The sequence below is a fragment of the Curtanaerobium respiraculi genome, from assembly GCF_024609215.1.
Taxonomy (GTDB): Bacteria; Actinomycetota; Coriobacteriia; order Coriobacteriales; family Eggerthellaceae; genus Curtanaerobium; species Curtanaerobium respiraculi.
In genome coordinates this window covers 1-24,075 of sequence record NZ_JANIPD030000012.1, presented here as the reverse complement: position 1 = coordinate 24,075, position 24,075 = coordinate 1, and the positions used below count along the sequence as shown (strand labels likewise).

Annotated in this window: 21 protein-coding genes and 1 pseudogene; 6 read left to right on the top strand and 16 right to left on the bottom strand. The window is 57.0% G+C overall.

Annotated features, from left to right (window positions below; translation table 11 throughout):
- Window positions 1-313 precede the first annotated feature (313 nt).
- On the top strand, window positions 314-1,978 hold the full coding sequence (gene istA / locus NOV21_RS04530; protein WP_283170015.1) for an IS21 family transposase: 1,665 nt from the start codon (window positions 314-316) through the stop codon (window positions 1,976-1,978).
- Window positions 1,971-2,756: an ATP-binding protein gene (locus NOV21_RS04525; RefSeq protein WP_283170244.1), complete on the top strand. Its 786-nt coding sequence runs from the start codon at window positions 1,971-1,973 to the stop codon at window positions 2,754-2,756. The genes istA and NOV21_RS04525 overlap by 8 nt, the downstream gene beginning before the upstream one ends.
- 399 nt (window positions 2,757-3,155) lie before the next feature.
- Here the strand turns inward: NOV21_RS04525 and NOV21_RS04520 are convergent, their stop codons facing one another.
- The 13 genes and pseudogenes from NOV21_RS04520 to NOV21_RS04460 form a co-directional block, all read right to left on the bottom strand.
- Complete coding sequence (locus NOV21_RS04520; protein ID WP_283170014.1) at window positions 3,156-4,199, bottom strand: HsdM family class I SAM-dependent methyltransferase; 1,044 nt, start codon at window positions 4,197-4,199, stop codon at window positions 3,156-3,158.
- 73 nt (window positions 4,200-4,272) lie between these two features.
- On the bottom strand, window positions 4,273-5,550 hold the full coding sequence (locus NOV21_RS04515) for a nucleotide-binding domain-containing protein (protein ID WP_283170013.1): 1,278 nt from the start codon (window positions 5,548-5,550) through the stop codon (window positions 4,273-4,275).
- Between the two features lie 13 nt (window positions 5,551-5,563).
- The gene (locus NOV21_RS04510; protein WP_283170012.1) at window positions 5,564-6,124 is read right to left on the bottom strand and encodes an SLATT domain-containing protein; all 561 of its coding nucleotides are present in this window, start codon (window positions 6,122-6,124) and stop codon (window positions 5,564-5,566) included.
- Entirely contained in the window at window positions 6,121-7,197 is a 1,077-nt protein-coding gene (gene mcrC / locus NOV21_RS04505) for a 5-methylcytosine-specific restriction endonuclease system specificity protein McrC (protein WP_283170011.1), read from the bottom strand. Before mcrC ends, NOV21_RS04510 begins: the two co-directional genes overlap by 4 nt.
- Window positions 7,194-9,593, bottom strand: coding sequence for an AAA family ATPase (locus NOV21_RS04500; RefSeq protein WP_283170010.1), 2,400 nt, complete (start codon window positions 9,591-9,593; stop codon window positions 7,194-7,196). The genes mcrC and NOV21_RS04500 overlap by 4 nt, the downstream gene beginning before the upstream one ends.
- A 10-nt stretch (window positions 9,594-9,603) precedes the next feature.
- On the bottom strand, window positions 9,604-12,570 hold the full coding sequence (locus NOV21_RS04495) for a type I restriction endonuclease subunit R (RefSeq protein ID WP_283170009.1): 2,967 nt from the start codon (window positions 12,568-12,570) through the stop codon (window positions 9,604-9,606).
- 28 nt (window positions 12,571-12,598) lie between these two features.
- On the bottom strand, window positions 12,599-13,186 hold the full coding sequence (locus NOV21_RS04490) for a hypothetical protein (RefSeq protein ID WP_283170008.1): 588 nt from the start codon (window positions 13,184-13,186) through the stop codon (window positions 12,599-12,601).
- A complete protein-coding gene (locus NOV21_RS04485) occupies window positions 13,186-14,451 on the bottom strand; it encodes a restriction endonuclease subunit S domain-containing protein (RefSeq protein ID WP_283170007.1) in 1,266 nt (421 codons plus the stop codon). The genes NOV21_RS04490 and NOV21_RS04485 overlap by 1 nt, the downstream gene beginning before the upstream one ends.
- A gap of 12 nt (window positions 14,452-14,463) precedes the next feature.
- Window positions 14,464-16,538 (bottom strand): annotated as a pseudogene (locus NOV21_RS11335) (type I restriction-modification system subunit M).
- Between the two features lie 46 nt (window positions 16,539-16,584).
- A complete protein-coding gene (locus NOV21_RS04475) occupies window positions 16,585-16,827 on the bottom strand; it encodes a helix-turn-helix domain-containing protein (RefSeq protein WP_283170005.1) in 243 nt (80 codons plus the stop codon).
- Window positions 16,824-18,659: a hypothetical protein gene (locus NOV21_RS04470; RefSeq protein ID WP_283170004.1), complete on the bottom strand. Its 1,836-nt coding sequence runs from the start codon at window positions 18,657-18,659 to the stop codon at window positions 16,824-16,826. The genes NOV21_RS04475 and NOV21_RS04470 overlap by 4 nt, the downstream gene beginning before the upstream one ends.
- 1 nt (window position 18,660) lies before the next feature.
- Complete coding sequence (locus tag NOV21_RS04465) at window positions 18,661-19,107, bottom strand: ABC-three component system middle component 2 (RefSeq protein WP_283170003.1); 447 nt, start codon at window positions 19,105-19,107, stop codon at window positions 18,661-18,663.
- Window positions 19,097-20,107: an ABC-three component system protein gene (locus NOV21_RS04460; RefSeq protein ID WP_283170002.1), complete on the bottom strand. Its 1,011-nt coding sequence runs from the start codon at window positions 20,105-20,107 to the stop codon at window positions 19,097-19,099. The genes NOV21_RS04465 and NOV21_RS04460 overlap by 11 nt, the downstream gene beginning before the upstream one ends.
- Window positions 20,108-20,342: 235 nt before the next feature.
- Between NOV21_RS04460 and NOV21_RS04455 the strand changes: the two genes are divergently transcribed.
- Both NOV21_RS04455 and NOV21_RS04450 read left to right on the top strand, forming a co-directional pair.
- Window positions 20,343-20,537 carry a hypothetical protein gene (locus NOV21_RS04455; RefSeq protein WP_283170001.1) on the top strand — a complete coding sequence of 65 codons (195 nt, stop codon included), beginning with the start codon at window positions 20,343-20,345 and terminating at the stop codon, window positions 20,535-20,537.
- A gap of 241 nt (window positions 20,538-20,778) precedes the next feature.
- Window positions 20,779-21,849: a phage tail protein gene (locus tag NOV21_RS04450; protein WP_283170000.1), complete on the top strand. Its 1,071-nt coding sequence runs from the start codon at window positions 20,779-20,781 to the stop codon at window positions 21,847-21,849.
- Window positions 21,850-22,252: 403 nt separating this feature from the next.
- Here the strand turns inward: NOV21_RS04450 and NOV21_RS04445 are convergent, their stop codons facing one another.
- From NOV21_RS04445 to NOV21_RS04435, 3 genes are all read right to left on the bottom strand, one after another.
- Window positions 22,253-22,486 carry a hypothetical protein gene (locus NOV21_RS04445; RefSeq protein ID WP_283169999.1) on the bottom strand — a complete coding sequence of 78 codons (234 nt, stop codon included), beginning with the start codon at window positions 22,484-22,486 and terminating at the stop codon, window positions 22,253-22,255.
- Between the two features lie 83 nt (window positions 22,487-22,569).
- On the bottom strand, window positions 22,570-22,968 hold the full coding sequence (locus NOV21_RS04440) for a hypothetical protein (protein WP_283169998.1): 399 nt from the start codon (window positions 22,966-22,968) through the stop codon (window positions 22,570-22,572).
- Between the two features lie 3 nt (window positions 22,969-22,971).
- Window positions 22,972-23,178 (bottom strand): hypothetical protein, encoded by a 207-nt coding sequence (locus NOV21_RS04435; protein ID WP_283169997.1) that lies wholly within the window; start codon window positions 23,176-23,178, stop codon window positions 22,972-22,974.
- Window positions 23,179-23,454: 276 nt separating this feature from the next.
- On the opposite strand from NOV21_RS04435, the gene NOV21_RS04430 reads away from it, so the two are divergent.
- Together NOV21_RS04430 and NOV21_RS04425 are read left to right on the top strand one after the other, a co-directional pair.
- Window positions 23,455-23,784: a hypothetical protein gene (locus NOV21_RS04430; protein WP_283169996.1), complete on the top strand. Its 330-nt coding sequence runs from the start codon at window positions 23,455-23,457 to the stop codon at window positions 23,782-23,784.
- Window positions 23,785-23,856: 72 nt separating this feature from the next.
- The gene (locus NOV21_RS04425; RefSeq protein ID WP_283171771.1) at window positions 23,857-24,000 is read left to right on the top strand and encodes a hypothetical protein; all 144 of its coding nucleotides are present in this window, start codon (window positions 23,857-23,859) and stop codon (window positions 23,998-24,000) included.
- Window positions 24,001-24,075 lie beyond the last annotated feature (75 nt).

Genomic DNA, 24,075 nt, shown 5'->3' with positions numbered 1-24,075 from the left:
GAGCATGCCCCCTCACATGAGACGAGTACTGCTCCATATAGGAGTAACTAGGAAACCCAGCGTCATCAATAGGAAGCAATATTTGCATCCGTTTCGCTCGCGCGTCATTAATTTCTCTATTGAAATTAAATTAGAGCCTTGTTTTTTGATAGATGAAGCTAGGAATGAGTAGTAGCCCGGTTTGGTACCGGGAGTCAGCTGGAATGGTACCGCAAGTCAGCAGGATGGTACCGTCTCCCCTATAGCCTCGATCATGCCTAGACTTTCTTCGCGTGCATCCAATTAGGGATGCCTTGAAGAAAGGGGGGCATTTATGCCAACCAGGAAGAAGCGGATGCTCGAGTTGCTGGCAGGAGGGGCGCTCAGCCAATCGGAGATCTGCGCGATCCTGCACTGCAGCAAGCGCGACGTCTCCGCCGCATCGGCGAAGCTCAAAGAGCTCGGATTCGGTTCCGACGATGTAGCGGATATGACGGATGCCGAATGCGCGGAGCTCCTCAAGCAGGATTCCGCAGAAGGCGAGGGAGCCGGGCCGAAGTACCTGCAGCCGGACGCGGACGGGTTGGTCGAGCGCAAGAAGCGCAACCGCAAGCTGCCGGTGAAGATGTTCTGGTACGAGTACTGCGAGGACGCGGCCTCCAAGGAGCTTGCGGCCTACTCCTACCAGACGTTCTGCGAGAAGTTCGCGGCGGCGAAGAAGGCCGGGGTGGCAGCGCACTTCATCCACGATCCCGGGGCGAAGGCGTATATCGACTGGGCCGGCGACGTCTGCCATCTCACGGACCGCGTGACGGGTGCCCGCACCCCGGTCTACGTGCTGATCATCAGCCTGCCGTTCTCGGCGATCATCTGGGCACGCGGATATGTGGATATGGCGATGCGCTCTTGGATTGACGGCCATGAGCGGGCGCTCGCATTCTTCGGCGGCGTTCCCCACATGCTCATCCCCGACAATGCCGGTACCGCCACCGACCGCAAGGGCCCGCACTTCACCAAGATAAACGACACCTACCAGCAGTTCGCTGAGCACTACGGAACGGCCGTCGTCCCCGCCCGCGTCCGCAAGCCCCGCGACAAAAGCGAGGCCGAAGAGGTCGTCGACCTCGTTGAGAAGTGGATCGTGGCGCCGTCCGAGGAGCTGGTGTTCCGCGACTTGGACGAGCTCAACGAATTCATAGCAGAACAGGCCGACTGGCTCAACAACCGCGAGTTCTCCGCCAAGGACGGCTCGCGCATCCAGGCGTTCGAAGATGAGGAGCGCGAGTATCTGGCCCCGTTGCCGGTAGAGCCCTTTGAGATCTGCGATTGGCGCCGCGCGAAGGTGCCGCCCGATTACCACATCCGCATCGACTGGATGCATTACTCCGTGCCGCATACGCTTGTGGGAGAGACGTGCGACGCGAAGCTCACGCAGGACAAGGTCACCGTCATGCACGGCGGCGAGGTCGTCGCAGTGCACCCGCGCCTCCGCGGGCGCAAGAACCAGTATTCCACGAACGCCGAGCATATGCCACCCAACCATGCGAGCCTGCAGTCGCCCTGGTCGCCGGATCGCTTCACCTCGTGGGCGGCGAAGATCGGCCCAGCCACAAAGATTGCCATTGAGCGCATGCTCGCGGCGAAGCCCATCGTCGAGCAGGCGTTCGTCCCGTGTCGCAACGTGCTGGGACTCTCGAAGCAGTATTCGCCGGCCCTGCTCGAGCGTGCCTGTGCGAAGCTGACGTCGGCGGTATCCGCCGCTCCCAGCTACACCGCGGTCAAGAACGCCATATTGGCCATCAAGGCGGCGGATGCTCGCAAAGCCTCCAGCACCGCAATCGCAAGCGCGCCCTTCGGCGAGGTCGAGGACAAGGCGCCGCATGCGGGGCTCGTGAGCGGGGCGGATGCCTGGAAGCGCAAACGCGATGACGAGGATGACGGCGATGATGCCGATGGTGAAGGCGCCTATGAAGGCAAGGACGGTGAAGAGGATGCTTAGCGAGGAGGACTTCCGCAAGTTCACGGAATTCAGGATCGGCGGCATGGGCCGCAAGCTGCGCGAGATGATTGACGACGATTCGTATGACGACCTCACCTTCGAGGAGAAGATGAAGGTACTCATCGACGCCGAGAGCGAATCGCGCGACACGCGCAAGATGCAGAAGCTGGTGAAGAACGCCAAGTTCAAGGACCAGGGTGCCTGCGTCGAGGATCTGATCTACCTGCCGGAGCGCAAGCTCAGCCGCGACAGGATAACCAGGTATGCGGAATGCAAGTGGATTGAGGACAACGAGGTCATCTGCGTCATATCGAGGAGTGGCTGCGGCAAGTCGTTCCTCATTCAGGCGCTGGGGGTGGCGGCATGCCGCAAGCTTATAGACGTACGATACGCCCGTCTTGCCGACATCTTCGAAGATCTGAACCGAGCGAGGCTCGTCAACGCCGAGGCCTATTACGAGGCCTTGAATGAATACAAGACCGTGAGCGTGCTCCTGTGCGACGATTTCCTGACCACGCCTATAGAGTCGCCATTGAACGCGGTGGATTTGTTCGAGATCATGGAGGCGCGAGAGGGCGTGGCGGCCACGATCATAGCCTCGCAGCTGGAACCGCAGGAATGGTATCTGAGAATAGAAGGCGAGCTGATGGCCGACTCGACGCTCAACCGCATAGCGAAGGGGGCGCGCTACATAGATATCGAAGGCCCGAACATGCGCGAGTACGTGGCGAAAAAGCGCGACGAGAAGGAGGCAGCGGCAAAGCCGAAGAAGAAATAATCAAGCGGTACCATCGGTGGCTACACCCGGCACCAAAAGATCCTACCCGCGGTACCAATCAATCTGACTGCCGGTACCGCGGGTGGCTACTACTCACTAGGAACAAATACGCAAACTTCGATGTACCCGGTCGCTTTAAGCTGGTCACATGATCACTCGCAACATACCTAAAAGGCTCGTAGAAGGCCGCACCAACACTTCCACTATTGGCAAGGCTAACGCAGTCGCTAAACGACCTTGTTCCTGGAGAAGCGACGATGAAGTCATCAACGCCATTGTTTAGCTTCTGTAGATGAGACGTAGGGAACGTTGCCGGGTATGTGATCTGCGTTTTTTATGCGCTTTCCCCGTTGTATCTCAGAAAAAATATCCGGTAGCGAAAAATAACTCCATTCTTTTTCACTTAGCTTCTGCACTATCGTCACCCCCCCCCGCAAAAAGATACTCGCGATTCTGCATGACCATAGAGAACTCGAACGTCAGATAGTCGCCGATTGCCTTCTCGAAATCAGCATCGGTAGGAATTTCATCATTAAAGTAATAAAAACTGTGTAGCCACTCATCATCCGCCTGAACAGTCGATTCAACATAGAACTTCGATGGTACCTCCGTACGGTCAAACCATACATCCAATAGATGCTGTCTCTTGTCCTTTGCGGCATCTCCTTCGACAAGGCCGATATGGGCCTTCACCTCGTAACCATCATCCCTGAAGTCAATAAACTTGCACACTTTCTGCGGATTATGCGGCTCGTGCGCAGTGAATACAGCTATAACGGGGTTTACACCTACACCGTAGAACGTGTCCGTGTTGCACGTAATCACGCCCTCGAGCGTATGCTGCTTGAGAATGGACGTCTTGAATGTCTGCTCTGCCTCCGTCTTACCTGTCATTGATGACTGCGGAACGATAACTGTCGCACGGGCACCCGGGGCAAGAGAGTCCAGGAGATGCTCGACAAATGAGAGCTCGTACTGGTCGGGGTCTGCCGTAGTCCCCTGAGAGTAGGGCGGATTCATCAAACCGACCGTCGCACCTTTTAGTTGAACCTGCGCGGGATTCTTCTTGAGGAAGTCTGCGCATTCCAAGTTGATGTTACCATCGCGACGGAGAATCATGTTTGCTGCAGCGACGGCAAACATGTTGCTTTGCAGCTCATAGCCGTGCAACTGCTTCTTCTTGATGCTCTTAATTTTGGCGTCGCTATCTGCCATCTCTAGCATCTTGTGCATTGCCGAGATAAAGAATCCGGCAGTCCCGCATGTCGGATCTAACAAGCTGCCGTCTTTGATACAAAGTCCTGTTGCGGGGTCGGTGCTGCGTCGAGCAGAAACGCGGCTTTCACCTGCGGCTTTAGATGCCAGCATATAGCTCGCCAATGCCAGCCATGCGCCAAGCGCCTCGGCCTTGCTCCGCTCAGCCGTTCTCACCGCCGTTCTCATATGCACCCACCTCGCTCTCTCAAATAGGAATCGTTAAAAGGTTCAGGGAAACGTTAAATCGTTCTTGACAAGCCTACGATATCGGCACGTCAATATGTGCTCGGGCAACAACCTCGCCATCTTTCACGGCATAACACTCAACGTAATGATCGCCCTTGAAATCGGTGGTCTCCTTCTGCTCCCCATTACCGCCGTCGTCGATAATCTGCCCGCGAATCATGTCCCTTCGCCTGGCCTCGTCACCTCGGTTCAGAACCTTCCACTTCAGCTCATAGGGTTCAGGAACACTGCAGTAGGTAACCTTGAACAGCAAAGTCTTTTCTCGCGGAAGCAACACGTGGCTGCGCAGCATGCTTGAAAGCCAAGACGCAAATGTGCCCGCGTTTCCAACCTCGCAATCGATGTCGAGTCCATACCTGATATTCTGCGGGTAGAGGTCTTCTATGAATTCCTCGGTATCGATGTAATCGGATTCCTCCTCGCTTGAAATCTGCGTTTGTGAGGACACGACCTTGCCGAACACTGCACGCCATTTTCTCCAGTTCGTAGTGTTTCCCTCGCCATCAATGGCTTCTTGGCAAAGATTGCGAGCTATTGCGGCCTTGTGACGGAATCCGTTCTTCACGTAAACTTTCTGATTACTTCCCGGAGCGAGGTAGTATTCCTTCTGCGGCTCGCTGGCCAAATAGGCGAAGAATCCGAACATGCAATCGGCTAGCAATACCCCCGAAGTCCACAGCTGTTCATTGCAGCTCAAGTAGTTGTAAGCCAGCGTGTCGATAAGCAGGCCGTTCATCTTGACGGCGTGCTTGTCCTTCCAGGCACGAGCTAGCCTGCACACCTTCCGCAATGTGCCATGGCTCTGCTCATCCAATTGCTTTATTGCCTCAATCTCCTTACGAGGCTTAATGGGCTTCCAAATATCGAGCTTCGTATCTGGGTATTTAAATGTGCCGTCGCCCTCGGAGAATACGGGCTGCACCTCAAACTGGAAATTGGCAAACTTAACCACCACGACCGGAGACGAAACCGTCACGTCGGTTGAGGAGTAGCGAGACTCTATCGCTTCGCGTACGTCTCTAAGCGCCTTAGAAGTTCCGCCTTTGCCTCGATATTGATTCTGCAAGCCAGCAGGAAGGATATACACCATATCGAGATCAGAAATTCCATTGATGGCCGTGTGCCTTCCGTACGACCCAATCATCATGGAATTCTTCGTCGAATCAGGATTGTCGCGAAAACTCTTGTTAAGAGCTTTCGTTATAGCGTCACGCCTATTGGCAATCTCGTCGCTGTTTGCCACCTTGAGATTAGCCAGAACTTGTTCGAGCAGATACTGAGAGTCCGACATGTGATCCTTTCGGCTAGCTAGCGTGCAGGGCGTCTTGTGCCTCGGAGGTCTTCTCGCCAGATTCCAGCGCCCTTGACGCCCGGTCGTAGTCCTTTTTGGTCGTCCGAGCAACGTCCGCAAGCACCGCGTTCTCCTCTTCCCTCATTAGGTCGCGACGCTTTCTTGCTGCCGCTGGCGTAACTGCCCCTGTTCGTAAATCGCCAATAAGGTCTTCGTAGCGGACAAACAGGGAGCGTGTTTTCACAGCCGTCATCTGATGGAGCTGACTCTTACCTGCAAAGTCGAGATAGTCTCCAAGAAGAGATGCGAGGCTGGCGCAAGTTGCAACGACAGCGACCGCAATATTCCCCCAAGCTTCATGACCGACGAGCGCGAATATGCTCATGATCAACGTGCTCGCTGATAAAACGGTCAACGCAATAAGCGCTATATGCCTGCGCCTCTCATAGAGGTCGTACCTGTCCGCAGCCTTTTCGTGCGCTTTGTACGTGTATTTCATTCGCTCGGCAGAATCTCGGAGGTTCGCTGTCAGCTCTTCGATCTGCGCAGCTACGATCTCGTCAACATTGCTCATACGGCAATCGCCTCCTTAGCGAAGTGCTGCTCGGCTATCGCGTCGAGCTGGGCTGCGATCTGCTCGAAGGGTAGGTTCAGGTCGAGCGTACGCACGCTAATCTGGTTGCCGCTCATCTGGTAGATGCCATCGGGCTGGGTCTCCTCGTCGGTCTTGGCATAGAGCAGCATGCCGCTCACCTCGTGCGTCGCACCCGCGAGCTCGGCCTCCTTATTCTTTACGTAGGTGAAGATCTGGTACAGGTTGTTCGAGTGGATAGTCGCCGAATCGTAGGCATCCCACGTCTGCAGCGTATGCGTGTAGTACTTCGCATCGATGATGAGAACTGTGCCCCCGCGCGAAAGCACTATATCGCTCTGCATGGTGGGAAGCATCGTGCCCATCCCGTCGTCGAGCGCCCACTTGATCTGCGGGGAGCTGGCCTGCGCGAAGCCGCACTCCTTGCGGTAGTACTCAAGGATGAACTTCTCGTAGAGCCGCTCCATGTACTGCGGCTTGATGTAGGTCATCAGGTACATCTCACCGCGCTCGTCGGTGAGCAGCATGCCGTCGATGACCAGCTGGCACACCGACAGCAGCATCCGGTAGCTCTGGTTGTTGCACGTGAAGCGGATGGACGACCAGCAGATGCCCGCAGGCTCCACCTCGCCCACGGTGGCAAAGAACAGCATGCGCTTCTTCAGCTCATCGCGGTGCTCGGCACTCACGTCACCGTGGCGCAGAAGCAGCATGGCCGTCGTCTTCAGGATCTGGTTGAGCAGGTTGTCCTCGGATAGCTCATCGTATTCGCACGAAACTCGGCAGTTACGAGCGAGCCTATTCCTGATGGTTCCCGCTATCTCGACCTTGCCCCGCAGCACGGGCAGGTCTTCCACGTGGTTCACGTATTCGCGGTAGAGACCCTGCTTGAGCTGCCGTGCGATGCCCTTGGCGAGAATGGACGCGAGCAGGTCGTGGATGCGCTCGAAATCTTCACCCGCGACGTCGTCCTCGCGGTCGGGGCGCAGGTCTTGGAACGCGTAGGAGAGCATATAGTAGACGTTCTTGATGAATATGCTCTTGTCCTTGATCATCGCTGGAACACCCCGTGCAGGCTGTTCTCCCAGCGGCGCAGCTTGGCCTCGTCGTCGAACCAGTACTCGGCCAGCATCGGCAGGATGTCGTAGTCCACGACCTCGCGCAGCCACTCCTCGTCTGCGACGTCGCGCCCGCAAAAGTAGCTGTGCCCGATGCAGAAGCCGCGTCCGAGCGAGCGGTCGCGCGCTATCTCGGCGTTAAGCTCCTTGACCCGGGTTACCAACTCGTCGAGTACCTCGTTGTCGAGCGACTTCTGGTAGGCCGCGAAGCCCTCGGAGTCGAACCCCGGCTCCATCTCGAAGAAGCTGAAACGGCGGCGCAGCGCGTAGTCGATCATGGCGAGTGACCGGTCGGCGGTGTTCATCATGCCGATGATATAGAGGTTCTTGGGCACGCTGAAGGAAAGGCCGTTATACGCGAGCGTGGCCTTGGTGCCACGGTAGTCGCGCTCGATGAGCATCAGCAGCTCGCCGAATATCTTGGACATGTTGCCACGGTTGATCTCGTCGATGACGAAGAAGAACTCCTTGTCCGGCTGGCTGGCGGCCTTCTGGCAGAAGCGGTAGAACACGCCGTACTTCAGCTCGAACCCCTCGCCAGCGGGCTTGTAGCCCATCATGAAGTCCTCGTAGGAGTAGTTCTGGTGGAACTGCACGAACTCGATGCGGCTATCGTCCTTCTCTCCCATCATCGACCAGGCGAGCCTGTTGGCGCAGAATGTCTTCCCGACGCCCGGAGCGCCCTGCAGGATGACGTTCTTCTTGTTCCGCAGAACCGCCACCAGATGCTCGTATCGCTCCTCGGACATGTAGACATCCTCGAGGAAGTCATCCTCGATGTAGGTCTCGACCTTGGCCTCCCCGGCGATGGGGTTCTCTTCGCGGATGAGGTCGGGGATGAAGTCGTACTCGCCGGGTGTCAGCTTGAAAAGGCTGCCCTGCGGGTTGACGAAGTACTCCATCTTCTCCAGCTCGGAGCAGTCGTGCAGCGTCTGATAGTCGATGGGCGTGGAGAGCCCCTCGACCTTCTCGAAGTAGAGCTTCTCGCCGTCCTGCTCGGCGGAGACCTTGCCGATGGCTACGATCTGCTTCACCGGGTTCGACTCGTAGCCGATGATCATGTCACCGGCCCTGGCGTCCAGGAAGTTCTGGAAGACGCGGCGCTTGTTGCCGTTCTCGTTGTAGAGCGTGTAGGACTGCACCTCTCCGACCGCGATGTCGGCGAAACTCCAGATCTTGGGGTTGGTGTTGAGCCACCAGTATCCCCGGTCGTCCTCGCCGCCTTCGGACTCAGCGTGCAGGGCCACGCCGCTCAAGTCGATGCGGTCGAGCGCCTCGGCGAGCTCGTCACGCAGCCTCCAGACGTATGAGCCCTCCTCGTCTTTGCCCGCGTGGCGTCCGACATAGAGCACCGGCCACCACTTCGAATTCTCATGATCACCGGCGAGCACCGGGCAACCAGTCTTCTCGACCACGCGCTTGGCGAGCGAGACAGAGCCGCTCAGATAGAACTGTCTCGACTCACCGTACTTCACGGAGAGCTGCTTGCAGGTGGCCTCGCCGCCGTAGTCCTTGAGACGACGGACGATCTCGAGCGCTCCCTCGGTGAACACAGACTCATCGCGGAGCAGCGCCTCCCAGTCATCTGCGGACAGGCCTGGGTCGTACTCCTCCTTCGCGGGAAACCAGTCGGTTGCGGGCGTTTCCTGCTTGCCCGCGACGTAGCGGCTGATGTAAAAGCCGACGTCGATGGTGAGCGTGCGCAGCTCCGGGTCTGGATAGCACTCGGGCGTGAGCTGCGAACGCAGTATGGCGGCCAGGTCTTCGTCGGCCTTAAGTGCCCCGCACAACTCGTCGTAGAACGCTAGGTGGTTGCGCACGTTGTCGGCGTAAGCGCCCTTCTTGAAGCGGTAGTCGGCGTCGAGCTCGTCGGCGGCCTTCTTCACTTCGCCAAATTTGTAGATGTAGTACCTGTCCGGGTAGCGCAGCCACAGATAGGTGGTGACGGCGTTCTCGTACTGGTAGTGCTGTCCTGCGCCGTTTCCGTACTTCTCCAGCAGGATCGAGGACTGCATCTTGAACTCGTTCACACGCTCGTAGTAGTCCCTACCCTCGTCGAAGAGCGCGATGAACATCGAGCGCACCTCTTCTGGCGCGGTCTTGGCGAAGCCCACGATCATCCTCGCCGGGAAGTTGTTCATCGATGCCAGGAGGTTGTGGGTCTTGGCCAGAGACCGCTCGAGCATGTCGGCGAAGTCGGGCGTGTTCACATCCCAATTGTCTTGGAAATGCTTCACGGCCTCCCATTTGTATTTCTCGTTGCCCCATTGCATGGGGATGAAGTCCTTCTTGTACTCTACGAGCACTTCCTTCAGGCGGAATCGGTCGAACATGGCAAGCTCCTTACGCACTTCTGAGGCTCTGGTATATCTCGTCGGTGAAGATGCCGAGCACTTGCCTCTTTATCTCGTCGTTGCTCAGCAGCAGCGTGAAAAAGTCCTGGTTCTGCGACAGGCCCTCGATGAGAGCGTCGTCGATGTCGTCGAAGTAGGAGAACTCGAAGTCCCTCACCGTGTTGTTCTTGGCGGAAGCCTTGAGCTTCTCCGACTTCAGCAGGATGTCGCGGATCTGCAGCATGGCCTTCACGGCCACGTCGTTGTCGTATGACTTGCCCGTGCGGCTGTTGATCTCGGCGATGATCTGCGACAGCCGCTCCTCCTTGGCCTCGGTCAGCTCGAATGTCTCTGCCTGCGCGAGTTTCACGACCGGCTTGGCCATCAGGTCGGGCTTGGCGTGCTCCTCGTTCTTTTTCTGCAGGAAGTTGGTGGCCTTGATCTTCCCGGTGAGGTCGAAGCCGCCGCCGGGGTGCTTGATGTTGATGTAGGCCAGCAGGTAGTTGATGAAGTTGTACTTGCGGTGCAGGTCGGTGTCCTCAAAGCACGAGACCTGCAGCATGAACTCGTAGAAGCGCACGAAGTGGCGCATCAGCGCGACAATCTCGTGCTGCTTGAGCAGGTCGTATGCCTCGATCATGTTCTTGGAGCGGGTGAAGTAGTGGATGAGGCGCTGCTTCTCCCTCAAAGTGACCTTCTCCTTGTAGAGCAGCTCGTTGGTCTTGTCGATGTACTCCGGGTCGAGGACGGCGTAGGCGTCGATCTTGGCCTCAAGGTCGTAGATGGCCTCGGGCGTGACCGAGTTGGAGAGCAGCGTCGTCGTGTAGTACGGTGCGAAGGCGTTCTTGATGTCCTCGTAGCCGTTCACGAAGTCGAGCACGAAGGTCTTCTTCTCGAAGGGCGGGCAGATGCGGTTCAAGCGCGAGAGCGTCTGCACGGCGGACACGCCCTTGAGCTTCTTGAGGACGTACATGGCGCAGAGCTTGGGCTGGTCGAAGCCCGTCTGGTACTTGTTGGCGACCAGCAGCACCTGGTAGTCGTCGCGGTCGAACTCCTTGACGAGCCTGTCCTCGGGGAAGCCGTTCATGCCCGCCTCGGTGTACTCGGTGCTGTCGTCGGGCAGCGTCACCTTGCCCGAGAAAGCCACCAGGGCATGGATGTCGGTGTAGCCCTTCTTGGCGCAGTACTCCTCGAACGCCTGCCGGTACTTCACGGCGGAGGCGCGCGAGGCTGTGACAACCATCGCCTTAGCCATACCGCCGAGCCCGGTCATCACCGTGGTGCGGAAGTGCTCGACGATGACCTCCACGCGCTGCGCGATGTTGGTATCGTGCAGCTCGACGAAGCGGGCGATCTGGCGCTTGGCCTCGACGGTCTTGCAGCGCGGGTCTTCCTCAATCTCTTTGTTGATCTGGTAGAAGGTGTCGTAGGTGGTGTAGTTCATCAGCACGTCGAGGATGAAGCCCTCCTCGATGGCCTGCCTCATCGAGTAGATGTGGAACGCCTCGCGCTGGCCCTTGGTGTTCAGCCGCCCGAACAGCATGATGGTCGTGGGCTTGGGCGTCGCCGTGAAGGCGAACATCGAGACGTTGGGCTGCTTGCCGTTGCGGCGTATCGCGTCGGTGATGAGGTCTTCCACGTCTGCCTCGGTACCCTCGCCGGAGCCGAGCGACTTGGTCACGGCGGCCATGTCCTTGCCAGCGGTGGAGGAATGCGCCTCGTCGATGATGACAGCGAACCGCTTACCCTCAAGCCCCTTCACGCTGTCCACGATGTAGGGGAACTTCTGGATGGTCGTGGCGATGATCTTCGTGTTGCCGTTGAGGGCGATGGCGAGGTCTGCGGAGTTGCACTTGTCGTCCATCACGCGGATGAGGCCCGCCTTGTGTTCGAGGCCGAGGATGGCCTTCTGCAGCTGTCGGTCGACCACCACACGGTCGGTCACGATGATGACATTGTCGAAGATGATCTTGTTGTCCGCATCGTGCAGCGAGGTCAGCCGGTGCGCGAGCCATGCGATGGAGTTGGTCTTGCCAGAACCGGCGCTGTGCTGGATGAGGTAGTTCTGCGCCGTGCGGTTCTCGCGCACGTCGGCCAGCAGCTTTCGGATGACGTCGAGCTGGTGGTAGCGTGGAAAGATGATCGTCTCCTTGCGGCGCTTCTTGCCGGTCAGCTCGTCGGTCTCCTCCTTGGTCTCGATGAACACGAAGCGCCCGATGAGGTCGAGGACGGTGTCCTTCTTCAGGATGTCCTCCCACATGTACGAGACGGAGTACTTGTCGTCGAAGGTAGGGTTGCCTGCGCCCATGTCCACGCCGTTGCCGTTGCCTATGTTGAAAGGCAGGAAGTAGGTGGCCTCGTCCGCGAGCTTGGTGGTCATGTAGACCTCGTTCAAGTCCATGGCGAAGTTCACCAAGCAACCGGCCTTGAACAGGAACAGGCGCGTCTTGGGGTTGCGCTCGGTGCGGTACTGGTAGATAGCGTCCTGGTAGGACTGGCCTGCGGCGTTGCACTTCAGCTCGAAGGACATGATGGCTAGCCCGTTGAGGAAGACCACCAGGTCGATGCGCTCCTCGTCGCTTGCCCAGACCTCCTCCATCACCGAGAAGATGTTCTTCTCGTACTTGGCCATGAGGTCGGGGTTGAAGGTGGTCGCGGGCTTGGTGTACATCAGCTCGAGCTTCATGTTGGATAGCTCGATACCATGCTTGAGCACGCCCAGCAGACTGCCGCGTGCCTTGGTGGCCTCGGCGTTGACGTAGCTGACGATGGTCTGCTCGAGGTCGCCTTTGTAGATGCGGCGCAGGGTCTCCATCTCATCGGGCTGCGTTCCGCGCAGGAACTCGAACAGCATCTCGCGGTCGACCGCAAAGAGCCTGTCGAAGCTCTTCTGCTTGCGGATGCGATACCCGTTGTCTTCCTTCAGGCGCTCCATGATGAAACGCTGGTAGTCCTTCTCGCTGAGAATATCGTTCATCCCGATAGAGTCCTTTCGTCCTTAGCCCTTACCGGGTCTTTACCTTCTTGAATCGCAGCTCGCGGTATCCCTCGCGCAAGTCAGGAACAATGCGGCTATCGACCTCTTCAACGCTGAAAAACGAGGCTGCCATCCTATCTCCGCGCTCGTCGGTATAGGAAAGGCTGACGGTTCCTTTGAAGCCGGTATCCCTGAGTCCTGTGGGAATACCGACGCTAAACTCGAAGTACCGTTCGGTCATTCCAGACGGCGGCAACACGAAAGAATACTTGAGGTCTTGGCGCTCATACGTGCGCACGTCATCTGCTTTTCGGGTTTCTTTATCTGCTCGGTGTACCCGGTCGAACCGTATAGTCGTTTCATTATCGAAGTGGATGTAGAGACAGCAGTCTCTGATCTGGCGGGCACTTTTTGCAGTGTTGAAGAATTCGACCCTCATGGGCACGAGCATCGCATCTGCGGAGTATGTCAAACCCTGTTCCTCGAACCTGGGGCTGTAGAACGCCTGAATCTTTCCACGATTATCCAAAGCCCGAAGTATCAAGGTAGCTACGAGGCCAGAGAAAAGACCGGCGATGCCACCAATTATTGCAGGAAGAAAGGCGACTACACCCACTAGACCACTTCCTTCTTGCCGGTCACATACTCGTAGATGAGCGACTTCTTGTATTCATCAAGGACTTCAAGTTGCTTGTGCTTGTCGGCGATAGCATGGTCAATCTCGCCGCAACGGTAGTCAAGGTATGCGACTATTTCGTCTTGCTCATGAAGAGACGGCTCGAAGACCATTAGCTTTGAGAATTCAGAGTAATTGAACCCCTGGCGCACGCCGTTCCCCATGTTGTAGAACACCTTCATGACATCAAAAGCATGAAGAAGGTAGTGGAAGTAGGAAGTGTTCACTGGTTTGATTGGCTTGAGTGCAATATACGCCGAGGTAATGATGCCATGTTCGGTAGCAAGTCCCGTACGCAAACTTCGCTTGTCATTCTGCAAGTCTGTTGGACGGATGATGATGTCACCGGCTTCAATGATGTTGTAGGTGGTGAAGCTCTCAGGTAGCAGACCGCCATTCGCGTTGATGTCCCTACGAATAACTCGACCGTAGCTCAGCGAGAGCAGATTCTCTTCTTGACCCAGAACGTTCTTGTGTTTTCTCTCGCCGAAGTAGTAATAAACCGGATGCATTGCCCAGTGCCCCGGTATTTCACCTGCATATTCGATGCCGGTTTTCTGCATGGGCGTATTCGGGTGTAAGCCCTTTACTGCCGCCTCGGTAATAACCGACCTCTTGTACAACTCAAGCGCGTCTATCTCAGCCTGAATACCCTCTGTTACTTCGTCAATTTCGGCTGTCTTCTCATCTAGCAGTGAAGCAATCGCTATCTGTTCGTCCTCAGGCGGGAAAAGAATAGGAAGCTGAATAAAGTTTGCCCACCGCATCGCCTGCCCGTCTCGAACGAGATTCGTAGTGCTGCTCAAAGCATCAATATAGGCCGTCGACTTAAAAAACCACTTGTAATAACGGGGCTCGAGAATGGTCTTTTTTGGAATAAGCATGACATACGCAGAGCTGGTACTTCCTGTCTGCTCGCTGTATTCGAGACCTCCCTGGAAGCTTCTCATGTGTATTACAAAATCTCCTGCGCAAACAAGCTTGAGGATGTCGAAATCTTTCTCGACCACTACAATCTTTGCACCCATGCGGCTCATGTACTCCTCCTGGGAGATGAGTCCATATTTCTGAGATGCCGTAAGTTGGGTTAAGCCGGGAGTCGCCCTGTCTTTACGCTGCGTAAAGTGCCATTTCGGATTGTCTATTTCCCAGGTACTTGGAATCATCCCTATCCAAGTGACTCCGCTAGCCTTCATTTCTCTCATCGTCGCCACCCCTTACTCGAAGAGCTTGGCAACGCGGTCATTCACAGACCTGTCCAGTTCCAAGAACGCATACTCAAGCTCTTCGCTCGGCGCGGGCGGCAAGTACGTGTAGAAGTAACGCGTGAAGGGAATCTCGGCGCCGGTCTTGATAACGGGCTTCTTCTTAGAGAGGTCTTCCTCGAAGAAGGCGACCGCATCGGGCACGTGGGGTAGAACCTCGCGCGCCATGTAGTCGTCAATGCTCTCCTCAACCTTCACAATCTCAGTGTCTTTGGTCTCCTTGTCGTAGAGCACATTGCCTTTGCGGTCGGTCTGAACCTTCGCATTCTTGTCCATGACGGATAGCCCGTCGGCAATGCGTGCTAAGAGCTTCTTGTCCGCCGTCGCGCTTGACAGAACTTCGGTGAGCACAGGCAGGAAGTCATCTGGCGAAAGGTAGACATCATCGGACACATTTGCCCGCAGCGCCGCAAGGATGGCATCATAGACCGGTTTGCCATCAAGCAGCTTCTCTAGCTTCTTGGCATCCTTGCCGGTTTGCTCCTCGGCCTCCTCGAGCTCGTTAACCTTAGCCTCGTCATAGAGATTCGACAGAGCGCCGGATGCGAGCATCTGATCGATTCGTTCACCGGTAATAGCATAGCTTCGCTGCAGAGGCTGCATCACCACATACTCGCGGTAGATGAACTCGCTGTTGTCGTAAATCTTGACAAGCTCTCCTTCCTGGAAGTCCGCATAGAGCTTGGTGATTCGCTTACGGTCAGACGGGCTGATTTCGTTCTTCTTCTCACCGAGCGCCTTGCGGAGCTTGTGGAAGATGCCGCTCGCGTCGATGAGCTGTATCTTGCCCTTGCGTTCCGGACGTTTGTTTTTCGATAGCACCCATATGTAGGTGGCGATGCCGGTGTTGTAGAAGAGGTCGACAGGTAGAGCGATGATCGCCTCGATGATGTCTTGCTCCAGAAGCCAACGGCGGATCTGGCTCTCGCCCGAGGCAGTGCCGCCCGTAAACAGAGGGCTGCCGTTTTCGATGATTGCGGCGCGCCCAAAGTCATCGTCCATCTTGTCCACCGCCGACTGCAGGAAAAGCATCTGCATGTCGCCGGAGCCGGGAAGGCCCGCTCCCCAGCGGCCATCGAAGCCCTTGAGGTGTTCCGCACGAACCGCATCCTCGACACCCTCAGCGGCGTCCTTGCCGCCCCAGGCAGTGCCGAAGGGCGGGTTCTCTAGCACGAAGCGCATCTTAGTGTGCGGGAAGCGGTCGGCCACCATGGTGTCCTGGTAGCAGATGTTCTCTGCGTTTTGCCCCTTGATCATCATCTCGGCAAGGCACATGGCATACGACTCAGGATTAATCTCCTGGCCGAACAAGCGCACGTCCGCAGAGGGGTTATAACGCTTGATGAAGTTGTAGCCCGTGGAGAGCATGCTCCAGTGCCACATGCCTGATCCAAAATGGTAATGACCTTCGCATCGTCGAAGATGTCGTCGCAGCCTTCAGCCAGCAGGATGTTCACCATAAGCTTGATGATATCGCGCCCGGTATAGTGGTCACCAGCCTCGGCATTTTCCGAGAACTTCCTGATCAGCTCTTCGAAGATATAGCCCATCTTCACGTTGTCTATCGTGCGCGGATTGAGGTCGAGCTCCGAGAAGGCCTTCACCACCGGGAGCAGGCGGTTGTTCTTGTCCATCTTGTCTATCTGCTTGCCGAAGTCCAGGCCCTTCTCGGCAGACATAAGTATCTCCTGCACGTTGGAAGAGAATCCCTGCAGGTAGCTTTTGAAGTTTGCAGCAATGTGCTCGGAGTCGTTGATAAGCTCTGCCAGCGTGTACTCGCTCGTATTGTAGAACTGGAAGCCCGAGATACGGCACATAGCCTTGTATGGGAAGCTCGGGTTCTCCTTGAACTTAGAAACCACGGCATCCTTGGTCGGCTCTAAGGCGCACTCGAAGCGCCTGATGATAACCATGGGGATGATGACGTCCTTGTATTTGTCGCTCTGGTACGTCCCCCGCAGCTTGTTTGCGATAGACCAAATGAAGTTGACCTCGGTCGAAACGTTGACCGGCGAGTCATCCCACATTGCGTCGATTACTTTGCCTGACATTATCAGCAACCTCTCGTAAAACCTATTTCCGCGTAGCGAAGGAACGGTCGTTGTCCTCGTCTTGGTCGGGGACAATCTCGCAAATGTCACCGATGTCACAATGCAGCTCCTCGCAAATCTTCACGAGAATGTCCGTCGTGACGTTCGCGCCTTTTCCGAGTTTCGCAAGAGAAGCCGAGCTAATCTTTGCCTTCTTAGCGAATTCGGTCTTCTTCATGTCTCGTTCGACGAGCATCACCCATAGCTTCTTATACGAAAGCTTCATTGTTCCTCCTTCGGAAGGTCTCTTCTCAAACTGGGCATGAAGCCGTAAACATGTCCCTTTTCCTCATCTTTGTGATAGGTGATCACGTTGACCCCATGGGATTCGAAGTCGATGTTTGGCATGACCCCCATGTTGTCGACAATGATCATCTGGCCGTCACCCTGGTGGTCTCTGAAGTATTGATACAGGCCGACCTTGATGGTTTGACCATCGAAGCCCAGCTCGTTTTCGTCGAAACCGAGAAGGGGCGTGTCGATCATCAGGATTCCCGGCTTAATGAAGACCCCTTCGCGATTGAAGTACTCGTAGAACATCATCGAGACGACTGAGTTGAGGAAGGAACAATAGCCCTGCCCCTGGTCTTCCGACTTTGGGATGCCGTCGATGCATACGTCGAACTTCGTGAAGTCCCAGCTCGCATAGCCGCCGGTACGATAATTGCAGTCCTTGAGAATACGATTCAGAGATTCGTCGAAATCGCTGCCGACGATTTTCTTGAACTCCTTCTTGGCCCTATATTTTTCCGTTTTCTCACTCTCGGACGATGGATTAGCGAGCTGCTCCCCCAGGTCGAGCAGCTGGGTTTCAACGAACTCGATTCTCCCGCTCAAGGATGAATACTCCCGGTACTTCTGAATGTCGGAGCTGTAGTCACGAATCTCACGGCTGCTTACCTCGAGCTTTTTGGCGACCTCGGACTTGCGTTGCATCAAGTCTGCCAGCTCCGCCTGGATAATCGATAAATCGTCGCGGACTCCGACCTCCGTGGCGACGATGACAGCCAGCTCCGAGGCGATGCGTCTCGCCTCACCCTCTATGGCTTCGGCATAGAGTGGGTCGCTATCTGGATGCATAGGCCCGCCGCAAAATGGGCAGGTGCCGATCTGTGGCAGCTCGCGGACAGCGGTCTCGCCCTTGGAGACGAAGTCGAGGCGTGCGAGATCGGCTTTGTACTGGCTCGCAAGCTTCTCGTAACGGTCGATGAGCACCTTGCAACTCGCCTCTTCTTGCTGCTGCACCGCGATCTGGCGTGACAGGGAGCGGCTTTCCTCGACCAGCTCGTTTGCGCGCGCCTGAATCTCTTGGATGCGCGAGGTGAGTTCCTCCATCGCCTTCTCGACATCGATGCTTGCAAGCTCTTCGAGTTGAAGGATGAGATCTGACCGCTGTTGCTTCAGGCGTTTCTGCTGTTCCCGGATGAAGGAAGACCTCCCTTCGCTCTGCGCTTCGAGGATCTCCTTCTTCGGGATCTCCTTTACCCCTTCTTTGAAGTCCCCGCTCAACAAATAAATCAGCGAGGATATGAGGGAGGTCGCATATGTGGGTTCTTTCAGAATTATGGATCCCTCTTTGGCAATTTCGCTCTCGTCGGTGATGAATGCACCGGCTATGTTCGTCCATGAGATGCGGTCTCTGGCATAGTTTTCGTTCTTCGGCACCTCGATGGTCGCGTCTAGGCCGATTATGCGGAGCCACAGATCGTTGAGGTACCTGGTTCCCTGCTTCTTCTTTTTGTAGTTGGTGGCGTATTCGCCGTCCTCTATCTCATTGCTTTCCGCCAGCACGACTGCCGTCGTATCGTCCAGCTTCCTAGAAATGGTCATCCGGCCAAAGCTTTTCGTGAGGAACGTGCCCACGATATCCGTGTAGCCTGTCGAGGGAGAGAACGGCCTCGTGTCCGAGCTGAATAGGTAATAGAGGCATTTCAGTATCCAGGTCTTGCCAGTATTCGACCGCCCGCGAATGATGTTGAGCCCGTCAGCGAACTCTACATAGGCGTCTTCCTTGTCCGCTCCGGTTACGCGGAGGCTCTCGACCATGAAAGAATGCATCTCACACCCCCTTGCTCTCTACAGCTTTGCCTGTGATGAATTTCAGGAGCTTGTCGTCGGAGGTGGATTCGAAACGTTCGCAAACGACCGAAGCCCCCGATGCGTATGCCGTCGAGTAGGGCGAGCGGGAAGCGTCCACCACCTGCTTGCCCCGAGAGGTTATTGCGTAGGCAAAACCATCGCCGGTGTTCGTCGCCTCGATGAAGCCGTTCTTCACCGCCAGCTTCAGTGCCTCGCTGACCTTGTTCCTCTTGTCCGTGTACTCGGAGAAGCCGAAATCGTTGTCGCCGTGAAGGTTCGAGCCGAGGACTTCGAACTTCTTTCCGAAGATGCTTATGAAGTCTAGGGCAGCGATGCGGTCGGAGTTCGCCGGTTTGCCGAGCACCTCCGAGAGCAGCAGAACCCTGAGCATGTTCTCGAAAACCGAGTTGAAGACGTCATTCTTCATATGGATCCACCCATGACTTGATAGTGCCGTCATTGACGAGGATGTGGACTATTCCGAGGCGCTCGAGGTTGCCGATGAGGTTCTTGATGAGCATGAGCTTCGACTTCGTGAGCTGTATGTCTGACACCTTATTGAGCACGCTCACCAGCCGCCCGTACCCGTTCTCGTAGTCGCCGAAATACGTGGTCTGGATGCCGTCATAGGCATCGGCCTTTAGGATGTCGAACTGGTTCTCGCCCTCGTCGTATACCTCCCGCATTGAGCGTTGGATGCTCTCCGCGCTCAGGTAAGCCTTCCGTTGCCGTGAGTAGTCTCGCCTGTACTTTACTGGAAGACTGGGGATGTCCTTCTCCTCTACGGAGTCGAGTGAGAGAGCGTCGGCGTAGGCCGCGCAAAGCGCGGAGATGTATCCCGACTCGAACTCGTAGAGCTCGTCGGCGCTCAACTTGACAGGAAGCTCTATCACGCTGCCGTCGATGAACAGCTTTCCGTCCTCGCAATACACCCTGTTCTCTACCGAGCTCCTCACGCTCGGCTTCGGGTCGTAGATGGTCAGAGCGATTTCCGGATCTGGATTGCCCTGCCATAGCGAATTGAATAGCTGCCTGAAAATGTCCTCCATGGCCACACCGAGGTCAACAAGCTCGACGTCAACGCCACGAGCACGCAAGAACTTCTGCAGATGCTCCTTGCCCGCATCTGGAAGGTCGTCAATGGTCTCAACAAATGAGTGTGCATCGAACCGGTTGAAGATTACCTCTGCCTTGATTTTCGAGATTGGGCGAGTTCCGGAATAGTACACGTTGCGAGTGTTTGGTTCGACGGTGCTCAGCGGGTTGTAGCACCCCCTGTCGTAAAGCTTCTGCTCGTCTTCGTCTATGGGGTCACGCAAAAGCTGGCCGACGAGAGACAGCACGAAATCGGAATTCGTGCTCGTAGGCTCAAGGAGCGGTTTCAGCTCTTGGGCAATCTCGCAGAACTGCACGTCCAACCTCCCCACGTGACAACTCTTGTCACAACCGCGTCACCGGCTGTCAAAACCCAGCAAGCCACGCTTTCTAGAATGGGCATCAACAGATGCGCGATAAACATCTATTTCCAAGTCTATCACGAATCTGTGCGTTGCTGATAATTCATCAGCCTATCGCTAAGAAAATGCGTGCGAACGCAAAGAAATATTTCGTCAATGGCCTGACTCGTCCGGACAGGAAGGCTGAGACAGGAAGGAGCGAACAATGACCGAGTACGAGCGTCAGAACTGGCTGGTCAACATCGACAACTCGGCTGCAGCCGTTGCCTCCGAACTGGGCTCGGCAGCCGCTGAGACTGCTTTCGCGAGGTTAGGCGTTACATGCGTCGAGGAGGCGAATGTCCTTGACCTCCCTGACATCTTCAACGAGCTGTACGCCATCGATGCAGACCTGAGCTAGGCGCAACGTCCCGGGCACGACGCTAAAAGGCCCAGGGTCGCCGACGTGATGCCTCGAGTGCACAGACAGGGGCTGTTCGCCGCGAAAGCGGCCCTGACAAGCGAATAGAGCCAGCTGGCGAACGGCTGGTCACCAAGCCGGGGCGGAGAAATCCGCACGAGGTGACCCATGCCGCACATCTGTCTGGCAGACCCATTCGGGCGGTCTCCGCTTCGGCTTCCCAGCCAAGAGGAGACCGACAATGAAAGCCCGAGACAACCGTCCCAAGACCCACCGCATCTACCTCAAGTCCACCCGCCAGTGGGCGGAAGTCGACGAAGAGACCTACTGCCCCTACATCCGCGAGTGCGACGCCACCCGCAAGCGCATGCAGTATCACGGGCGCTGCGTCTGCCCGAAGAACCGCTTTTGGTTGTGCGATACCGACTGCCTGAACTGCGAGTTTCGCCGTGCGGGAAACGTCCTCTCGCTCGACCAGGAGATCACCGAGACTGGCGGCGAGTTCTCGCTGCTTGACACGCTCGAAGAGCCTGTGCCCAACATCAAGGACATTATGGCAGATTTCTATGAGCTGTCGCAGTTACTGCACGACCTCTCGGAAATCATGCCCAAGGCGCTGAACAGCCAGGGCGCGCAGGCACCAGATTCGCGGCCCGAGCCCGAGAACGTACGCGCAACGCTCACGGACAAATCTCGCGTCGGATTCACGGCCCAGATCCGTGAGATGCTCAAGCGTCATTGCACGACCATACAGATCCTCTCGGCTGCGGGCAAGGCGATCGCCAAGCTCGTAATCGGGGCCAAGGTCGCAGAAGGGTTGCTAGGCAAGCTTGATGCCGCACTGTCCGGCATCTCCGCTCCCGTCGTGGCTACCGTCGCCGTCATCGGCACGCTCGTGACGACCTTCGCGTACCTCTGGCAAACCAACGAGGGCTTCCGCGAGGCCACCATCGCGACCCGGCAGCACACAAGCGAGGCTGCGGACACCTTCGCCTCTGACATCGTCGGACGCATCAACGCGCTGGGCTTCGACTTCCAGAACCTAGCGGGGGTTACCAAGACGGCGTGGGACACCCTGTGCAGCGTCCTCGCGCTTCTGCTCGAGATCGTGTTCTCAGTCGTAGCGAGCGTGCTCGAAATCGCCTTCGGGGTGCTCACTGGCCTTTTTGATGTATTTGCCGGAGTTTTCACTGGCAACTGGTCACAAACCTGGAGTGGCATCAAAGGCATCTTCTCGTTCATTTGGAAGGGCATCAAGGGTGTACTGACCGCCGCCTTCAGGACATACGGGAAGCCACCGAAAGCATGCTAGGCTAGTTCAAAACCAGCTGGGGCGAGCTACATGCACAGCCATCGGCGCAAGGAGTACAACCAGCAGGAGCTCTGGAGCTGCGGCTCGAAGAAGCAGCGCAGGAAAGCCTGCCCAGCCAGGGAAGCCGTGCTCCACACCGCGCTCGAGCGCGAGTCGACGACGGTGCTGGATCTAGGCGAGTTCGACCAAGGACAAGCTATACCCTCTCACGACGATCTCGTTCAGATGAGTCTGGACTATCCCCGCGAGCTAAAGGCAGCTTTCCAGTCAATACCCATCCGAACACCCAGCCCCCACAACCTCCCCAAGAACTCCAAGGAATGTGTGTCGCCAGAGCCCCCTCGAAGCGTTCGGATAACTGCTGAGACAACGAGATTGCCTACGTGTTCGGCTGACCTTAAAATCAACCGCAAAGATGCTCGCAGAAGGTCTTGAACACGTTGATGCGCGCGAGGAGCAGGTTGTCGCCCTGGTACTCGAAGCCGTATGAGGCCTTGAGGGCCGTGAGCGCCCATCGCACCCACTCGCGACGCGACTTGGTCCTCTCGCTCACGACGCGCAGCTTCCGGTCGAGGAAGCCGATGCGCTCTGCCACGGAGAGGGCGTCTCCCGTGACGGTGTCGTAGCGCGAGCACACGAAGGGCGCCTCGCCGCAGGTGATCTCCAGGCGTGGGCTCTCGACGTAGGCGTGCCAACCGTGGCCCTTCCTCCTGGGGAAGGCTATCGGCCCCGCGCTGGTGTGCCATACGGTGCCCTCCTCCGCGTTGAAGGCGTCCCGCGCGCCGAACCATGCGCGTCGAGGTCGTTGTTCATGCGGTTCACCAGCCACGACGGTGTGAACACCTCTGCGCGCGTCCTGGTGCGCTGCGACTGGTGCTCCTGCTCCTTGGCGATGCGCGGCTTGATGACACCGGAGGAGAGGCCGGTGATCTTCTCGACGGTTATCTCGTCGTCTCCCATGTAGCCGTCGCCGAGGGCCTCGTACTCGTCATCGGCCCAGATGATGTTGTGGCCGGTAGTGCGATCGCTAAGGAGCGTCTCCAGGACGCGCGTCGGGTAGCGCGAGTCGAAGCTCTCGATGAAGCCCGAGCCAGCGGTATGTAGCTCGTCTAGTGCCACCGGCTACTGCCTTTTCTTCGTAAGCTCTTCGATCATGCACATGCGAATGAAGGCGCTGAAGCTGATGCCGCGCAGGTTCGCGGCCTCTGCTCCTGCTTCCTTGAGGTTTCTGGGGATGCGCATGGTGATGGTGGTCATGTCACCGCCAACGAGTTGCTCCTGCAGCTCGGTCTCGGTGGCACCACTATTCACAAGCTCCGAATACTTCACCTTGTGCACCTGCCTTTTGGGTAAATACAACGTGAATACATTCTAGCAGCAATGCATTTGCATGGACGTCAACTCCTACCGAACGCGGCAGACTTCCCCTTCTAAGCAAGCAGCCTATCTTGTGCGTACAACGCACGAGATAGCACTTGGCGGCACCGGGAGCCGCGCCCATCGCGCCGTTGCTTCAATGGCGCGCTTCTCCACCCGGATGCCGAGCGACGGGAGCACGAGTGCGAGGTGGCAGAGCCGCGTCTGCTCTTCCTGTAGGTGGCTTCAATGCCATTGCTCAAGCCCATATCCGGCCACACATCCTGCAGGGGCGTCTATCGCAACCTCACCAAGGGCGGGAGAGTGCTCGTCGCCGACTACCTGAACCTCGACGTTCTCGATCGCGAAGCTGCCGCCTTCGACTGGGCAGCTGCGATGGACGACACGCGCTCGCACTGGCAAAACGACACGCCTTGGGGAGACGGGGCCTGCAGTACCTACAAGCACTACGTGCTCTCGTCGGACCACAAGGACCACGTGGAACTGGACGCGCTCTGCAAGCTCACCGTCGCCTGGGCGCGTGAGCACTTCGGCGACTTTGAGGTGGCCATCGTCTAGCACGACGACAACGCCAGGCGCATCGCCGACGGCCTGCCCGCCCAGGCGGTCTCGGCGCATCGCGCGCTCAACATGCTCGTAGGCGATGATGCAGACGGAATCGAGATAGAGGCCGAGGTCTGCCGTCTGATGGGCTTCGGCCCCGCAACGTATGCGCTTGTGGAGGGGCTTGCAGCGGATCCTGCGGATAACGAATCCGAGGAAAGCCGGTTCTGAGCGCCATTCCAGCACTTCTGCCATAATGGGGTGCGGTGTCGCTTCCTAAAAGCAGCGCCCGCAAAGATAAAAACG

Excerpts from the sequence above, each read along its gene's own strand:
- NOV21_RS04425 (WP_283171771.1), top strand. The coding sequence starts at position 23,857 with ATGCTCGTAGGCGATGATGCAGACGGAATCGAGATAGAGGCCGAGGTC.
- istA (WP_283170015.1), top strand. The coding sequence starts at position 314 with ATGCCAACCAGGAAGAAGCGGATGCTCGAGTTGCTGGCAGGAGGGGCG.
- NOV21_RS04510 (WP_283170012.1), bottom strand. The coding sequence starts at position 6,124 with ATGAGCAATGTTGACGAGATCGTAGCTGCGCAGATCGAAGAGCTGACA.
- NOV21_RS04520 (WP_283170014.1), bottom strand. The coding sequence starts at position 4,199 with ATGAGAACGGCGGTGAGAACGGCTGAGCGGAGCAAGGCCGAGGCGCTT.
- NOV21_RS04470 (WP_283170004.1), bottom strand. The coding sequence starts at position 18,659 with ATGCATTCTTTCATGGTCGAGAGCCTCCGCGTAACCGGAGCGGACAAG.
- mcrC (WP_283170011.1), bottom strand. The coding sequence starts at position 7,197 with ATGATCAAGGACAAGAGCATATTCATCAAGAACGTCTACTATATGCTC.
- NOV21_RS04475 (WP_283170005.1), bottom strand. The coding sequence starts at position 16,827 with ATGAAGCTTTCGTATAAGAAGCTATGGGTGATGCTCGTCGAACGAGAC.
- NOV21_RS04495 (WP_283170009.1), bottom strand. The coding sequence starts at position 12,570 with ATGAACGATATTCTCAGCGAGAAGGACTACCAGCGTTTCATCATGGAG.
- NOV21_RS04465 (WP_283170003.1), bottom strand. The coding sequence starts at position 19,107 with ATGAAGAATGACGTCTTCAACTCGGTTTTCGAGAACATGCTCAGGGTT.
- NOV21_RS04500 (WP_283170010.1), bottom strand. The coding sequence starts at position 9,593 with ATGTTCGACCGATTCCGCCTGAAGGAAGTGCTCGTAGAGTACAAGAAG.
- NOV21_RS04430 (WP_283169996.1), top strand. The coding sequence starts at position 23,455 with ATGCCATTGCTCAAGCCCATATCCGGCCACACATCCTGCAGGGGCGTC.
- NOV21_RS04450 (WP_283170000.1), top strand. The coding sequence starts at position 20,779 with ATGAAAGCCCGAGACAACCGTCCCAAGACCCACCGCATCTACCTCAAG.
- NOV21_RS04515 (WP_283170013.1), bottom strand. The coding sequence starts at position 5,550 with ATGTCGGACTCTCAGTATCTGCTCGAACAAGTTCTGGCTAATCTCAAG.
- NOV21_RS04485 (WP_283170007.1), bottom strand. The coding sequence starts at position 14,451 with ATGAGAGAAATGAAGGCTAGCGGAGTCACTTGGATAGGGATGATTCCA.
- NOV21_RS04455 (WP_283170001.1), top strand. The coding sequence starts at position 20,343 with ATGACCGAGTACGAGCGTCAGAACTGGCTGGTCAACATCGACAACTCG.
- NOV21_RS04525 (WP_283170244.1), top strand. The coding sequence starts at position 1,971 with ATGCTTAGCGAGGAGGACTTCCGCAAGTTCACGGAATTCAGGATCGGC.